The organism is Pseudoxanthomonas mexicana, assembly GCF_046736355.1.
GTDB classification, from domain to species: Bacteria; Pseudomonadota; Gammaproteobacteria; order Xanthomonadales; family Xanthomonadaceae; genus Pseudoxanthomonas_A; species Pseudoxanthomonas_A mexicana_B.
Window position 1 is genome coordinate 2,736,866 of record NZ_CP157201.1, and the last position, 14,152, is coordinate 2,751,017.

The 14,152-nt window shown below is 70.6% G+C and carries 14 protein-coding genes; 5 read left to right on the top strand and 9 right to left on the bottom strand.

What is annotated here, in order from left to right; all coding sequences use genetic code 11:
* Positions 1-53: 53 nt before the first annotated feature.
* The 5 genes from rsfS to leuS all read right to left on the bottom strand — a co-directional run bounded on the left by rsfS (position 54) and on the right by leuS (position 5,544).
* Positions 54-449 (bottom strand): ribosome silencing factor, encoded by a 396-nt coding sequence (gene rsfS / locus AAG688_RS12555; RefSeq protein ID WP_411832581.1) that lies wholly within the window; start codon positions 447-449, stop codon positions 54-56.
* 30 nt (positions 450-479) lie between these two features.
* A complete protein-coding gene (nadD, locus tag AAG688_RS12560; RefSeq protein ID WP_411832582.1) occupies positions 480-1,193 on the bottom strand; it encodes a nicotinate-nucleotide adenylyltransferase in 714 nt (237 codons plus the stop codon).
* Entirely contained in the window at positions 1,193-2,224 is a 1,032-nt protein-coding gene (gene holA, locus AAG688_RS12565) for a DNA polymerase III subunit delta (RefSeq protein ID WP_411832583.1), read from the bottom strand. Before holA ends, nadD begins: the two co-directional genes overlap by 1 nt.
* Complete coding sequence (gene lptE, locus AAG688_RS12570; protein WP_411832584.1) at positions 2,224-2,757, bottom strand: LPS assembly lipoprotein LptE; 534 nt, start codon at positions 2,755-2,757, stop codon at positions 2,224-2,226. The genes holA and lptE overlap by 1 nt, the downstream gene beginning before the upstream one ends.
* A 126-nt stretch (positions 2,758-2,883) precedes the next feature.
* The gene (gene leuS, locus AAG688_RS12575) at positions 2,884-5,544 is read right to left on the bottom strand and encodes a leucine--tRNA ligase (RefSeq protein WP_411832585.1); all 2,661 of its coding nucleotides are present in this window, start codon (positions 5,542-5,544) and stop codon (positions 2,884-2,886) included.
* A 131-nt stretch (positions 5,545-5,675) separates the two neighbouring features.
* Between leuS and AAG688_RS12580 the strand changes: the two genes are divergently transcribed.
* Positions 5,676-6,956 carry an amidohydrolase family protein gene (locus AAG688_RS12580; RefSeq protein ID WP_411832586.1) on the top strand — a complete coding sequence of 427 codons (1,281 nt, stop codon included), beginning with the start codon at positions 5,676-5,678 and terminating at the stop codon, positions 6,954-6,956.
* On the opposite strand, the gene AAG688_RS12585 is transcribed toward AAG688_RS12580, so the two are convergent.
* The 3 genes from AAG688_RS12585 to AAG688_RS12595 are packed head-to-tail and all read right to left on the bottom strand — an operon-like array spanning position 6,943 to position 8,209.
* Complete coding sequence (locus tag AAG688_RS12585; RefSeq protein WP_411832587.1) at positions 6,943-7,539, bottom strand: DUF998 domain-containing protein; 597 nt, start codon at positions 7,537-7,539, stop codon at positions 6,943-6,945. The two genes, AAG688_RS12580 and AAG688_RS12585, sit on opposite strands and share 14 nt — an antisense overlap.
* Positions 7,540-7,541: 2 nt before the next feature.
* On the bottom strand, positions 7,542-7,754 hold the full coding sequence (locus tag AAG688_RS12590; protein WP_411832588.1) for a helix-turn-helix transcriptional regulator: 213 nt from the start codon (positions 7,752-7,754) through the stop codon (positions 7,542-7,544).
* Entirely contained in the window at positions 7,751-8,209 is a 459-nt protein-coding gene (locus AAG688_RS12595) for a hypothetical protein (protein ID WP_411832589.1), read from the bottom strand. The genes AAG688_RS12590 and AAG688_RS12595 overlap by 4 nt, the downstream gene beginning before the upstream one ends.
* Positions 8,210-8,453: 244 nt before the next feature.
* Between AAG688_RS12595 and trxA the strand changes: the two genes are divergently transcribed.
* Positions 8,454-9,308: a thioredoxin gene (trxA, locus tag AAG688_RS12600; RefSeq protein ID WP_411832590.1), complete on the top strand. Its 855-nt coding sequence runs from the start codon at positions 8,454-8,456 to the stop codon at positions 9,306-9,308.
* Between the two features lie 73 nt (positions 9,309-9,381).
* A complete protein-coding gene (locus AAG688_RS12605; RefSeq protein ID WP_411832592.1) occupies positions 9,382-9,834 on the top strand; it encodes a DUF4442 domain-containing protein in 453 nt (150 codons plus the stop codon).
* 116 nt (positions 9,835-9,950) lie between these two features.
* Here AAG688_RS12605 and AAG688_RS12610 read toward each other — a convergent pair whose 3' ends face one another.
* On the bottom strand, positions 9,951-11,297 hold the full coding sequence (locus AAG688_RS12610) for a hypothetical protein (RefSeq protein ID WP_411832593.1): 1,347 nt from the start codon (positions 11,295-11,297) through the stop codon (positions 9,951-9,953).
* A gap of 73 nt (positions 11,298-11,370) precedes the next feature.
* Here AAG688_RS12610 and AAG688_RS12615 point away from each other — a divergent pair, with 73 nt between their 5' ends.
* A complete protein-coding gene (locus AAG688_RS12615; RefSeq protein ID WP_411832595.1) occupies positions 11,371-12,042 on the top strand; it encodes a DUF502 domain-containing protein in 672 nt (223 codons plus the stop codon).
* 159 nt (positions 12,043-12,201) lie between these two features.
* Positions 12,202-14,016 carry a DUF885 domain-containing protein gene (locus AAG688_RS12620; RefSeq protein ID WP_411832597.1) on the top strand — a complete coding sequence of 605 codons (1,815 nt, stop codon included), beginning with the start codon at positions 12,202-12,204 and terminating at the stop codon, positions 14,014-14,016.
* Positions 14,017-14,152 lie beyond the last annotated feature (136 nt).

The following is a 14,152-nucleotide window of genomic DNA, read 5'->3' on the forward strand; positions in this document are numbered from 1 at the left end:
GAGTGAGGAGTGAGTAAAAACGACGCTACTCCTCACTCCTCACTCCTCTCCGCTCACTCCTGCTCTTCCGGCGGCTGGTCGCCGACCGTCCACAGGCGCTCCAGCGCGTAGAACTCGCGCACGCGCGGCAACATGACGTGGACGATGACGTCGCCCAGGTCCACCAGCACCCATTCGGCCTCGCGCTCGCCTTCCACGCCCAGCGGCATCACGTCGAGCTTCTTGGCGAACTTGACCACCTCGTCGGCGATCGACTTGACGTGGCGGGTGGAGGTGCCCGAGGCGATCACCATGTAGTCGGCGACGCTGGATTTGCCGCGCACGTCGATCTCGACGACATCCTTGGCCTTCAGTTCCTGCACCGCGGCGTGCACGGTGGCGAGCAGTTCCGGCAGGGCCGGCGGCGGGCTGGGCAGGCGGGTCTTGATGACTTGGGCTTGGCTGGACAAAGGCGAGGCTCGGGAGAAAACGCGGCGGAATTATACCGGACCGGCCGCGGCCGCCGGCGTGAAGTACAGGCCCTGCGCCTCGATGTAGGCGGCCACCGCCGCCGGCAGCAGGTGCCGCCAGGGCCGGCCGGCGGCGATCAGCGCGCGCACCTGGCTGGCGGACTCGGGCCGCAGGGGATGTTCGAGCCGGTAGAAGCGGCCGGCCGGCGCCTGCGCCAGCGCCTGCGGCGAATCGGTCCAGCGATCCCGCAGCCAACCGGCGAGCTCCGGCGCGTCGGCCGGATCGAACCGGCTGCCCGGCCGCCCGGCGACCACGAAATGCACGTAGTCCGGCAAGGCCCGCCACTGCCGCCAAGTCGGCAGGCCGAGCAGGCTGTCGGCGCCGATCAGCAGGGCCAGCGGGACTTCCGGGCCGGCCTCGGCGCGCATTTCGCGCACGGTGTCGAGGGTGTAGGACGGCTGGCCGGGTTCGCGCTCGGCGCGGCGCAGTTCGCGCAGATCCACGCGCAGGTCGCGCTCGCCTTCGATCGCCAGTTCCAGCATGCACGCGCGCTGCGCCGCGCTGGCGCCGGGCGCGGTCCGGTGCGGCGGATCCGCGGCGGGCATCAGGTGGACGGGCACGTGCAGCGCATCGCGCGCGGCGCGGGCGACGGCAAGGTGGCCGTTGTGGATCGGATCGAAGGTGCCGCCGTACCAGAGGTGGAGCTGGATCCCGGGCTCCGGGTCCCGCGATTCCCGCCTCATCACGCCACCAGCAACCGCATCGCCCGGGCCTCGGCCACCGCCAGCAGCAGGCGTTCCAGCGCCACCCAGGCGTCGCCGTCGGCGCGGCCCTTGGCGATGCGGTCGATGCGCGAGGCCTCGGCGGCGAAGCCCTCCCAGCGCCGCGGATTGGCGTGGCGCTGCAGGGCGCGCTTGAACGGCGCCTGCTTGCTCTCCCAGATGCCCTGCGCCTTCATCTCGGCCGCGAGGTTGCCGCCGCCGGCCTGCGCCTTGGCCAGCGCGGCGGTGCGCAGCAGTTCCTTGACCACGATCGGCATCAGCGCGGCCACCGCCTCGCCCTCGGCGCGCAATCCGGCCAGTATCCGCGCCACCTGCGGCGCCTGCCCGGCCAGCATCGCGTCGCTCAGGCGGAACACGTCGTAGCGCGCGGCGTCGGCGACCAGCGATTCCATCGCCTCGCCGTCGAGCGATCCCTCGCCGCCCAGCAGCGCCAGCTTGTCGATCTCCTGCGCGGCCGCCAGCAGGTTGCCTTCGACCCGCTCGGCCAGCCGCTGCACGGCGTCGCGATCGGCGCGCACGCCCCTGGCGCGCAGCCGGCTTTCGATCCAGCCCGGCAGTTCGTGCGGCTTGATCGCCCAGGCCACCGCCAGCGCGCCGGCGCGCACGACCGCGTCGACCCACTTGCCGTGGTGCGCCTTGCTCCAATCGCCGGCGGTGATCAGCAGCACCACGTCGGGCGGCGGCTGCGCGCAGAAGGCGCCGATGACTTCGGCGCCTTCCTTGCCCGGCTTGCCGCCGGGCAGGCGCAGCTCGATCAGCCGGCGCGAACTGAACAGGCTGGGCGCGTTGAAGCTGGCCTCCAGCCGGTCCCAGTCGAAGTCGCGGCCGTCGGCGTCGAACACCTCGCGCTCGCCGATGCCCTGCGCGCGCGCCTGCGCGCGCACCGCGTCGGCCGCCTCCAGCACGCGCAGCAGTTCCGGCCCGGCGATCAGGTAGACCGGCAACAGCGGTTCTTCGCCGCGCGCGGCCAGTTGTTCGGGCTTGAGCTCCATCAGGGCTGCGGCGGTGCCACCGGCGGCACCGTGCCGGCGCGCACCACGCCGTCGATGCGGCGCAGGATCGAGGTGGCCATCTCGCGGCGCAGTTCGTCGGCCAGGATCTCGCGCTCGGTGGTGGTGCCGGTCGCGTCCTCGGGCGGCGAGACGTAGTCGCGCGACATCTCCACCACCTGCTGCGGCACCAGCGCGCTGCCGTCGGCGCGGCGGAACGCGAACACCACCGCGTAGCGCAGGCTGAACTCCTGCGCGCGGCCGAACTGGTCGATGGCGATCGGCAGATCGCCCCAGCGCTCGGACAGGATGTGCAGCGTGGCGACCTCGCCGGGCGCGTCCTCCGTCGCCGGGGTGGCGCCGGCCGCCTGCAGGCCGCGCTCCAGCAGCGTGGTCAGTTCGCTATAGGCGGTGGAGGTCTCGACCCGCACCGGCCCCAGATCCTCGGGCAAGGCAATCCTGCCGCGCAGGTGGAAGCCACAGCCGGACAGCAGCACGGCGACGGCGAGGACGGCGGACAGGCGGATTCGCATCATGGGCAATCGCAGGATCGGGACGGGGCCGGGAACGGCCGACACGTTACCGCAAACCGCGTGAACCGCGCATGCCGCGTCGGGCCGCGCGCCGCGGGCGTGGCCGGCCACGCCCGCAACCGCAGGGACTCAGCCGGCCACGATGTTGACGATCTTGCCCGGCACGATGATGACCTTGCGGATGGCCTGCCCTTCCAGGAACTTGGCGGTGTTGGGCTCGGCCCGGGCCAGCGCCTCGATCTGGTCCTTCGGCGCGTCGGCGGCGACCTCGATGGTGCCGCGCAGCTTGCCGTTGACCTGCACCGCCAGCGTCACCGAATCGCGCACCATCGCCGCCGGATCCGCCCGCGGGAACGGCACGTCCTCCAGCAGCGTCTCCGGATGGCCCAGCGCCTGCCACAGCGCATGGCAGGCGTGCGGGGTGATCGGGTTGAGCAGCAGCACCGCCGCCTCCAGCGCTTCCTGGCGGATGGCGCGGCCGGCCGGGCTGGCGTCGTCGAACCTGCCCAGCGCGTTGGACAGCTCCATCACCGCGGCGATGGCGGTGTTGAAACCGTGGCGGGCGCCGTAGTCGTGGCCGACCTTGTCGATGGTCTCGTGGGTCTTGCGGCGCAGCGCCTTCTGCCCGGCATTCAGCCCGGCGAAGTCGACCACCGGCGCGGGGCCTCCGGCGGCACGGCTTTCATCGGCATGCCGCTGCACCTGCGCCCACAGCCGGCGCATGAAGCGCGCCATGCCCTCCACGCCGGCCTCGTTCCATTCCAGCGACTGCTCGGGCGGGGCGGCGAACATCGAGAACAGGCGCACCGTGTCGGCGCCGTACTTGTCCACCATCGCCTGCGGGTCGACGCCGTTGTTCTTGGACTTGGACATCTTCTCGATGCCGCCGATCCTCACCGGCTGGCCGTCGGCGACCAGGGTCGCGCCGGTGATGCGGCCGCGCTCGTCGCGCTGCACCTGCACGTCGGCCGGGTTGATCCAGTCCTTGGAGCCGTCGGCGTTGTCGCGGTAGAACGTCTCGGCGATCACCATGCCCTGGGTCAGCAGGTTGGTCGCCGGCTCGTCGCTGTCCACCAGCCGCGCGTCGCGCAGCAGCTTGTGGAAGAAGCGGAAGTACATCAGGTGCAGGATCGCGTGCTCGATGCCGCCGATGTACTGGTCCACCGGCAGCCAGTGGTTGCCGCGCTTGTCGACCATCTCGCGCGCGCCCGGCGAGGTGTAGCGCGCGTAGTACCAGCTCGACTCCATGAAGGTGTCGAAGGTGTCTGTCTCGCGCTCGGCCGGCTTGCCGCACTGCGGGCAGGTGGTCCTGCGCCATTCCGGGTCGGCCTTGATCGGCGACTTGACGCCGTCCAGGGTCACGTTCTCCGGCAGCACCACCGGCAGGTCGGCATCGGGCACCGGCACCGCGCCGCAGTCGCCGCAGTAGATGACCGGGATCGGGCAGCCCCAGTAGCGCTGGCGGGACACGCCCCAGTCGCGCAGGCGGTAGTTGACCCTGCGCTGGCCGCGGCCCTGCCGCTCGAAGCGCTCGGCCAGCGCCTCGAACGCGCCCCAGTAGTCCAGCCCGTCGAACTCGGCCGAGTTGACCAGTTCCAGGTCGCGGGTCTTGTCGCCGTACCAGTCGTGCCAGGTGGCGGGGTCGTAGGTCTTCTCGGCGTCGTTGCGCGGATCCTTCAGCGCGATCACCTGCCGGATCGGCAGGCCGTACTTGCGCGCGAACTCGAAGTCGCGCTGATCATGGCCGGGCACCGCCATCACCGCGCCGGTGCCGTAGCCCATCAGCACGAAGTTGGCCACCCACACCGGCACCTGCTCGCCGCTGATCGGGTGCACCGCGCGCAGGCCGGTGTCCATGCCGCGCTTTTCCTGCGTCTCCAGCTCGACCTCGGAGACGCCGCCGTGCTTCAGATCCTCCAGGAACGCAGCCAGCGCCGGATTGTGCGCGGCCGCCTTCAGCGCCAGCGGGTGCTCGCCGGCGATCGACACGAAGGTCACGCCCATCAGCGTGTCGGGGCGGGTGGTGAACACCCGCAGCGGCTCGTGCGCGCCGTGCGCGTCGGCGGCGACGTCGAACTGGATTTCCAGCCCTTCCGAGCGGCCGATCCAATTGCGCTGCATGGTCTTGACCGCCTCCGGCCAGCCCGGCAGGTCGTCCAGGCCGTCCAGCAGTTCCTGCGCATAGTCGGTGATGCGCAGGAACCACTGCGGGATCTCGCGCTTCTCGACGACCGCGCCGGAGCGCCAGCCGCGGCCGTCGATGACCTGCTCGTTGGCCAGCACGGTCTGGTCGACCGGATCCCAGTTGACCACCGAGTTCTTGCGGTAGGCCAGGCCCTTGCGCAGCAGCCGGGTGAACATGCGCTGCTCGTGCACGTAATAGTCCGGCCGGCAGGTGGCGAACTCGCGCGACCAGTCGATCGCGTAGCCCAGCGACTTCAGCTGGCCGCGCATGTGCTCGATGTTGGCGTAGGTCCACTTGGCCGGCGCGGTCCTGTTCTTGATCGCGGCGTTCTCGGCCGGCAGGCCGAACGCGTCCCAGCCCATCGGCTGCAGCACGTTGTGGCCGGTCATGCGCTTGTAGCGGCTGATGACGTCGCCGATGGTGTAGTTGCGCACGTGGCCCATGTGCAGCGCGCCGGACGGGTACGGCAGCATCGACAGGCAGTAGAACTTGGGCTTGGCCGAAGCCTCGTCCACCTCGAAGGCGCGGCTGTCCTCCCAGAACTTCTGGGCGGCCGACTCGACGGCCTGGGGATCGTAGGAGACGGGTTCGGCGGGAACGGACATGGCGGAAGGCGGGACGGGCGGCGGCAAAGCCTGCAAGGGTACCGCAGCGCACCATGCCCTGCCATCGGCACGGGACTGGCCGCCCGCCGCGTCCATGCCCCAAGATGGCGGCTTTCCGCCCGGAGCCCGCCATGTCCCGCCTTGCCGCCCTGCTGCTCTCCACCGCCGCCACCACCGCCCAGGCGGCCGAACCGCTGGCGCTGCAATGCGGGCGGCTGTTCGACGCGCGCGCCGGCAAGGTGCTGGGGCCGCATACGGTGGTGGTGCGCGAGGGCCGCGTCGAGCACCTGATCGAAGGCCACGCCGACGTGGCCGGCTTCCGCCGCATCGACCTGACCGCGCACACCTGCCTGCCCGGCTGGACCGACCTGCACGTCCACCTGGGCAGCCAGTCCGGTCCGCAGAGCTATTCGGAAGGCTTCCGCCTGGATCCGGTGGACTACGCGTTCCGCTCGGTCGGCTACGCGGAGAAGACCCTGCTGGCCGGCTTCACCAGCGTGCGCGATCTCGGCGGCGAGGTCGCCCCGCACCTGCGCGACGCGATCAACCAGGGACTGGTGAAGGGGCCGCGCGTCTTCGCCGCCGGCAAGTCGATCGCCACCACCGGCGGCCATGCCGATCCGACCAACGGCTGGAACCACCTGCTCTCGCACCTGGCCGGCCCGCCCGGCCCGACCGAGGGCGTGATCAACTCGCCCGACCAGGCCCGCCAGGCGGTGCGCCAGCGCTACAAGGACGGCAGCGACGTCATCAAGATCACCGCCACCGGCGGCGTGCTCAGCTACGCGAAGTCCGGCGACGCGCCGCAGTTCACCGTCGACGAGATCAAGGTGATCGTCGACACCGCGAAGGACTACGGCTACACCGTCGCCGCGCACGCGCACGGCACCGAGGGCATGAAGCGCGCGATCCTCGCCGGCGTCACCAGCATCGAGCACGGCACCTACATGAGCGAGGAGGTGATGCGGCTGATGAAGCAGCACGGCACCTGGTACGTGCCGACCATCTACGCCGGGCGCTTCGTCGCCGACAAGGCGAAGATCGACGGCTACTTCCCCGAAGTGGTGCGGCCCAAGGCCGCGCGCATCGGCGCGCTGATCCAGGAGACCGCCGCCAACGCCTACCGCAACGGCGTGAAGATCGCCTTCGGCACCGACATGGGCGTCGGCCCGCACGGCGACAACGCGCGCGAGTTCCTCTACATGGTCGAGGCCGGCATCCCCGCCGCCGTCGCGCTGCAGTCGGCGACCATCCGCGCGGCCGAGGTGCTGGGCGTGGACGACCAGGGCGTGATCGCCGCCGGCAAGCGCGCCGACGTGATCGCGCTGGCCGGCGACCCGGTGCAGGACATCGAGGCGGTGCTGCGGGTCGAGTTCGTGATGAAGGACGGGCAGGTGTTCAAGCAGCCCTGACCCGGCCGCTGCGCCAGGCCGCGAGCGTCCCCCACAGCAGCCACAGGCCGGACGCCAGCCGCTGCGCGGCGCCCGGCGGCAGCAGTTCCACCCCGACCAGCACCAGCGCCAGCAGCAGCAGCGCCAGCACGGTGGTGAAGCGCGCCAAGCCCCTGGCGCCCGCGCGCTTCCATGCCGACGCCAGCGCCAGCGCGCCCGGCACGAACGCCACCCACCACAGCATCCACGCCACCGCGTGCAGGCCACTGGCGGCGTTGTCCAGATCGTCCGGATCCAGCGGCAACAGCCCCTGCAGGGCGAAACCCAGCGCCGCCAGCAGCACGAGCTGGCCGCCTATCCGCCCGCTCCAGCCGGTCGTGGCCGGCAGGCGCGCGCGCAGCCGCAGCGCCACCGCCGCCATCAGCAGCCCCGGCAGCACGAACGCCAGCAGGTTGAACGCCCCCGCATGCGGAAAGCCGCGCGCGCCGAGCAGCGCGGCCGGGTGCAGTACCTGCGAATAGCCCTCCAGCGCCGCGCCGAAGCCGATCACCGCGCCCGCGTGCAGCGCCGCGGCCAGTACGCCCAGCCAAGGCCACGCCCACATCGTCATCCTTCCCATCGGAACACCTCCTCCACGCCCACCCCGAAGGCCCGCGCAATGCGGAACGCCAGTTCCAGCGACGGCGCGTAGCGGCCCGCCTCCAGCGCGATGATGGTCTGCCGGGTCACCCCGCAGGCGTCGGCCAGCGCCTGCTGGGTCATCTCGCCGCGCTCGAAGCGCAGGCGGCGGATGTCGTTGGCGATCGGCGTGCCGGTCACCGGCGATCGCGCCAGTAAAGCACCGCGCGGGTGCAGGAGATGGCGGCCCCCGAAGACACCAGGCCGAACATCAGGAAGGCCTCCAGCCAGGCCAGGGATCGCGATCGCACGTAGTCCTGGAAGGACTCCAGCCCCAGCACGTGCGCCGCCGCGATCAAGGTCAATGCCAGCCACAGGTAGCCGACCACGGCCGCCCGGGCCGCGATCCGGAGGTCGCGCTCGTCGATGAAGCGCCCCGCTCCCTTCCACCTGATCCACCCGTAGCCGAGCAGAAACAGCATGAAGACGCGCGCCCCGGCACGCTGCGCCGCCGTGGAAGCCAGGCCGTCGATGCCGGCCGGGTCGAGGAACAGCCGCCAGCCCAAGTAGAGCGCGACCGGCACGAACAACGCCGCGCCCAGCCACGCGATCCGTTCCTGCTTGTTCATCTCCGCGATCATGGCCGTGACGCTCATCCCGCCCCCCTCCGGTCCCGCAGGTGCCTGGCGGCGGCTACGCTCCCGACAGGCGCCACGATCAGCGGTGCCAGCCCTCTCCCTCGTTGCAGCTTCATCGACGTCACCCTGACCGGACACAATGTAACTCGTACATTACATTCGTTTCCGGCAATGTCAAAACCTTTTTACATTACCTTGTATCCTGACCGCCGCGACACCATCTGAAGTGCCACTTCACCCACCCGATCAAGAGCCGTCCCCGATGAGCGAGCTGCCCCACGTCTTCGACGCCACCACCGAGACCTTCGAGGCCGAAGTCCTGCAAAAATCGCTGGAAACGCCGGTACTGGTCGATTTCTGGGCAACCTGGTGCGGACCGTGCAAGACCTTGGGGCCGATCCTGGAAAAGCTCGCCGGCGAGTACAACGGCGCGTTCCGGCTGGCCAAGGTGGACGTGGACAAGGAGCAGCAGATCGCCGCGGCCTTCCAGATCCGCTCGGTGCCGACGGTGTTCCTGGTCAAGGACGGGCAGCTGGTCGACGGTTTCCCCGGCGCGCTGCCGGAAGGCCAGTTGCGCGAGTTCCTGAAGCAGCACGGCATCGAGCCGGCCGCCGCGCAGGAGGAAGCCGCGCCCGCCACGCCGCTGGACCCGCATGCGGAAGTGCTGCGCCTGCGCAAGGCCGCCGAGGCCGAGCCCGACAAGGCCGAGTTGAAGCTGGACCTGGCGCTGGCCCTGCTCGCCACCGGCGCCAGCGCCGAGGCCGAAACGCTGCTCGACGCGCTGCCGGCCAACCTGGCCACCGACGAGCGCGCGGTGCGCGCCCGCGCGCGACTGGGTTTCGCCGCCGCGCTGAAGGACGCACCGACGCCGGAAGTCCTCGAGGCGGCGGTGGCCGCCAATCCCGACGATCTGCGCGCGCGCCACCTGCTCGGCGTGCACCGGCTGGTGGCCGGGCGCTCGGAGGCTGCGCTGGAGCAATTCATGGAGATGCTGCGCCGGGATCGCGGCTACGAGGACGGTCTGCCGAAGAAGACCCTGATCGACGCCTTCCGCGTGATCGAGGACGAGGCGCTGGTCGGCCAGTACCGCCGCAGGATGTCCGCGCTGCTGTTCTGAACCCGCCTCCTCACCCGACGATCGCGGCGGCCGGCGACGGCTCCGCCGCGGATGCGCCTTACCTCCGGCTCCCATGCGCCCTTCCCTGCTGCGCCACGGCTTCAACTTCTGGCCGCCGTTCCTGTTCAGCGGCATCCACGTCACCGAACTGGCCGACGACTGGTCCTACGCGCGCGTGGAGATGCGCATGCGGCCGTGGAACCGCAACTACGTCGGCACCCACTTCGGCGGCAACCTGTTCGCGATGACCGATCCGTTCTGGATGATCCTGGCCAAGGAGCGGCTGGGCCGCGACTACTACGTGTGGGATCGGGCCGGCGAGATCGAGTTCGTCAAGCCGGGCAAGGGCACGGTGCACGCCGAGTTCCGCCTCGACGACCTCACCCTGGCCGACATCCGCGAATCCGCCGCCGGCGGCGACAAGCACCTGCGCTGGATGCCCGCCGACGTGTTCAACGCGCGCAACGAAGTGATCGCGCGCGTGCGCAAGCAGATCTACGTGCGGCTGAAGCCGGACAGGCGCTAGGCATTCCGTCATCCCCGCGGTTTTCAACAGACGGAGGTCTGGTCAGGCGGGGATCCAAGCAAGGGCAAGGACATCGGATCCCGCGACGCCAGGGCGAACTGCGGCCGCATGCGTGATCACGGCAGGTTGCCTGCCGCTTCCCGCGGCAGCCGGCTTGCCGGCAACGGCAGGCGCAGGATCTCCTCGCCTTGCCGGCGCTCGTACAGGTCCACCTCGATCCAGGCCCCATCGGCGCTCAACCGCACCGGACGCGCCGACGACTGCAATGCCGCCGGCAGCGAGGCAAGGGCCGACGTGCCGGCCGGCTGCGCCTGCTGGCGCAGCCACAGCAGCGCATTGACCACGCGCAGACGCGCCGCCATATCCTGCAGCCGCAATCCGTAGTCCCGATAGGCGGGAGCGGCGATGTCGCCCAGGATGCAGCCGATGGGGTTGGACACGCAGGCCAGGCTCCAGCGTGTCGTCTCCACCAGCGGTTCGGCCAGCGGAAGATCCTGCGCCACGAGCCGCTTCGCCGCCTCGCCGCAATACCAGGCGAAGCGCGGCGCCATGCGCGCCGCCGTCTTCTCCGGGTCGAAGAGCAATCCCACGCTCCGCTTTTGCCGCAGTTCCTCCCGCGCATGCTGGCGCATGCCGTTGATGGCGAACCGCCCCTCCGCCAGCATCACCGCGCAGGCATCGTCGGCCAGCGTGTCCAGCGGCGCGAACGCCGCCGCGCACGTGGCCGGCAGCGGGTGATCGGCGGGCAGCTCGGCCAGCATGTCGGCCAGCAGCGCCGCGTTGCCGGACAGCATGGCGCTGCCCACCATTGCGCCGATCAGGTTGTCCCCCGAGCGGACGAGCTTGCGCCCGAGCATGCCGTCGCGGCAGACGCCCGACAGCGCCGCGTCGGTCTGCCCCTGCACGAACGCCAGCGCATGCTCCGCCAGCGGCAGGCCGAGCGCCTGGTAGGACGGGATCGGCATGTCCAGCCGCGCCGGGAAGGCGTTGGCGAAATGGTCGTAGTCCGACAGCGCGGCCACGCGCTGCAGCAGAATCCGATTGTCCGCCACCCATGCGCCGTAGCCGGCGACGTCGGCGCGCACGCGCTGCAGGCAACCGTCCTCGTGCCAGCGGCACCCGTCCGGGGCGCCGGGCCTGTCCACCCGCAGCTCCGGATGCTGTTCGAGCAGGCTCTGGTAAGGAGTGCCGCCGCCCTCGGCGGCAGGCTGGGGCGTGGCTTCGAAACGCGCCACGTCGCGCGCCAGCAATTCCGCCACCTGGCCTTCGGGGACGTCGCGCTGCACCGCCCACAGCAGGGCGAAACCATTGCGGCCCTGCCGCTGCGGCGGCGTGTCCACCCGCGCCAGCGCATCGCGCTGCGCCCGTTCCGGCGGCAGCCACCGCGAGACGGCATAGATCGCCAGCACGATCACCAGCAGCGCGGCCACCACGCCCGCCACGATCTTCAATCCCTTCCACATGCCGCTCCCCCTGGACGCTCCGTTCCACCGGCCGGAGGATAACCTGCGCCGGCGCGGCGTCTACAATGACGCCATGTCCCCCGACGCCTCCGCCCATCGCCCTTCCGTGCAGAAGCTGTTCCTGACCGGCCTGCTGACGCTGCTGCCGATCTGGCTGACCTGGGTGGTGGTGAAGTTCGTGTTCGTGCTGCTGTCGGGCATCAGCAGCCCGTGGGTGGTGCCGCTGTCCGAGCGCATCGCCGCCTCGTTCCCCGGCTACCTGTACTGGGTCAAGGCGCTGTGGGTGCAGAACACCATCGCCATGATCGCCACGCTGGCGGCGATCCTGCTGGTCGGCGCGCTGAGCCGGCGCGTGGTCGGGCAGCGCCTGCTGCGCTGGTTCGAGAAGGTGATCGCGCGCATCCCGCTGGCCAACATCATCTACACCAGCGCGCGCAAGCTGCTGGACATCCTGCAGACGCAGCCGGGCAGCACCCAGCGGGTGGTGCTGATCGACTTCCCGCACCGCGACATGAAGTCGGTCGGGCTGGTCACGCGGGTCATCCGCGAGCACGGCAGCGGCCGCGAACTGGCCGCGGTGTACGTGCCGACCACGCCCAACCCGACTTCCGGCTACCTGGAAATCGTGCCGGTGGAACTGCTGACGCCGACCGACTGGACGGTGGACCAGGCGATGAGCTTCATCATCTCCGGCGGCGCGGTGTCGCCGGAGACGGTGCCGTTCACCCGCGCGGGGGAACGCTGAGCGCGATGGCCGCGCCGGGCCGCGGGGCGGTTCGCCCGACCGGCCGGCCGCCAGCGCGGGAATGACCGGCCGGGCCGTCACGGAACCGTGACTTTGGTCGCTGGCTCCCGCGCGCCCGATGCGTGACGCTCGCCGTTTCCCTTCGCATCCGGAGCCGCCATGATCCCTTCCACGCCGCGCCTGCTCGTCCTTGCGCTCGCGCTTGCCCTGCCCGTCTGCGCGGCCACCGCGGCGCAGGCATCGCAGGCCCCCGCGCCATCGGTGCGTCCGGCGACGGACAAGGCCGCGCAGCTCGACGCGCTGTACGCGCAATACTGGGAAGAGTCGCTGGCGCTCAATCCGCTGCGCGCCACCTTCCAGGGCGACCCGCGCTACAACGACCGCCTGCCCAATACGCTGTCGGCCGAGTACCGCGAGCGCTCGCGCCGCTTCACCGAGCAATGGCTGCGCAAGGTCGAGGCCGTCGGCGCCGACGGGCTGGACGGGCAGGCGCTGCTGAGCTACCAGATCTTCGTCGCCAAGGCGCGCAACGAACTGGAAGGCATGCGCTTCCCCGGTTGGATGCAGCCGATCAACCAGTTCTACAACCTCGCCAGCACGGTGGTGCAGCTGGGCTCGGGCACCGGCGCGCAGCCGTTCAAGTCGGTGAAGGATTACGACGACTGGAACAAGCGCGCCTCGCAGGTGCCGGTGCTGTTCGACCAGGCCATCGCCAACATGCGCGAAGGCATGAAGGCCGGCGTGGTGCAGCCGCGCGCGTTGATGGAGAAGGTGATCCCGCAGCTCGATGCGCTGATCAAGCCGAAGGCCGAGGACACGCTGTTCTGGGGGCCCGTGCAAAAGATGCCGGCCGCTTTCGCCGCCGGCGACAAGCAACGGATCGCCGGCGAATACCGCGCATTGATCGAAGGCGAGCTGATGCCCGCCTATCGCCGACTGCGCGCGTTCATCGCCGAGGAATACCTGCCTGCCACCCGCGCCAGCGCCGGCATGCAGGGCCTGCCCGACGGCGAGGCGTGGTACGCCTACAACGCGCGACAGAGCACGACCACAGACCTGACGCCGGCGCAGATCCACCGGATCGGCCTGGACGAGGTCGCGCGCATCCACGGCCTGATGCACGGCGTGCTGAAGGACACCGGCTTCAAGGGCACGCTGCAGGAATTCTTCCGTTTCGTGCAGGACGACCCGCGCTTCACCTTCAGGACGGAGGAGGAACTGCTGGCGCACTACCGCGGCCTGGAAGCCAAGGTCGACGCGCGCGTGCGCGAGCAGTTCTCGCTGATCCCGAAGGCGGCGTTCGAGATCCGCGCGGTCGAGGCGTTCCGCGCGCAGTCGGCCGCCGGCGGTTCGTACATGCGGCCCAGCGAGGACGGCACGCGGCCGGGCATCTTCTACGTCAACACCTACGACCTGCCCACGCGCAAGACCTGGGACGCCGAGGACCTGTACCTGCACGAGGCCATTCCCGGCCACCACTTCCAGCTGGCGCTGCAGCAGGAACTGACCGACCTGCCGATGTTCCGCCGCTTCGGCAGCGAGATCGCCTTCTCCGAAGGCTGGGGCCTGTACGCCGAATCGCTGGGCAGGGACCTGGGCCTGTACGAGGATCCGTACAGCTACTTCGGCTACCTGCAGAACGAACTGTGGCGCGCGATCCGGCTGGTGGTCGACACCGGCCTGCACAGCCAGGGCTGGACGCGCGAACAGGTCATCGACTACATGCTGGCCAACTCGGCCGAGAGCCGCACCCAGGCCACCGCCGAGGCCGAGCGCTACATGGCCATCCCCGGCCAGGCGCTGGCCTACAAGATGGGCGAGCTGAAGATCCAGCAGGTGCGGCGCAAGGCCGAGGCCGCGCTGGGCGATCGCTTCGACGTGCGCGCCTTCCATGCCGAGGTGCTGAAGGACGGCTCGGTGCCGCTGGACGTGCTGGAGCGCAAGATCGACCGCTGGATCGCAGCGCGACAGTGACGGGATGAAAGGCAGCGGAGCAAGCTTCGCTCTACGCGTCGCGCGGCACGGTAGAGCCGAGCTTGCTCGGCCGCTTTCCCGTTGCGGTAACGTGGCGGCGGTGCGATGGCGGAGCGCGCGATGAAGCCGATGGCCG